General features: G+C 45.1%; 2 protein-coding genes. One reads left to right on the top strand and one right to left on the bottom strand.

Going from position 1 to position 896, the window contains the following annotated elements:
- Positions 1–311: alcohol dehydrogenase catalytic domain-containing protein (locus CVN76_RS01315; RefSeq protein ID WP_157805429.1), on the bottom strand; the 311-nt coding region annotated here is incomplete at its 3' end.
- Positions 312–472: 161 nt separating this feature from the next.
- Here CVN76_RS01315 and CVN76_RS01310 point away from each other — a divergent pair.
- Positions 473–896 (top strand): peptidylprolyl isomerase (locus CVN76_RS01310; protein ID WP_100530119.1); only part of this gene is annotated, 424 nt, incomplete at its 3' end.

Below are 896 nucleotides of genomic sequence, written 5' to 3'. Positions count from 1 at the left end.
TGGCTGTAGCCGCCTGATTGGGATACGCCGATTCCGTAAGAGGTGGCAATGACCTCGTCCCCTTCCTGGAATCGTGAATCCTCAGATGAAACGACCACCCCTGCCATATCAATTCCTGGGCTGATCGGATAAGTGCTGACGATGTTTCCATTCGGAATGCTGGCTAGGCTATCTTTATAGTTCACCCCGGAATAATGGACACGGATGAGCACTTCGCCTTGCGGCAGGTCATCAAGTGATAGTTGCTGGATATTTACGGTAAACTGATCTCCTTGCTTGTTTACGACTAATGCTTCAAATCGTTGTGTCACGGTTCGTTCCTCCTTTTATCATCAATCTTCCTCATTATAAAAGAAATTACATCGATATGTATAATGAGACAGTTCGAAATAAGTAGCGTCCGCTTTTCATTCTTGTTCGAAAAATGGTACTATTAGAATTGATTCAGTTCATATTAAAGGAGATGTTCTACATGGCTAAAAAAGGATACATACTAATGGGAAATGGAGAAAAGATTGAATTCGATCTTTTCCCGAACGAAGCACCAAACACAGTAGCGAACTTCGAAAATCTGGCGAACACAGGCTTTTATAATGGCGTGGTCTTTCACCGTGTCATCCCTGGTTTCGTAAGTCAAGGCGGAGATCCAACAGGTACTGGTGCAGGCGGAAGCGGCACTCAAATCAAATGTGAAACAGCTGGAAACCCTCACAAGCATGAGGCGGGCAGCTTATCGATGGCACATGCCGGAAAAGACACAGGCTCAAGCCAATTCTTCATCGTGCATGAACCACAACCGCATCTTAACGGTGTTCACACCGTTTTCGGTAAAGTGACTTCCGGGCTTGAAACGGCAAAAGCCATGAAAAATGGCGACAAAATGGAAAAAGTCGAAG

It is taken from the genome of Bacillus sp. mrc49 (genome assembly GCF_002803435.1).
The sequence above is the reverse complement of the archived record's forward strand: the minus strand, read 5'-3'. Positions and strand labels throughout refer to the sequence as shown.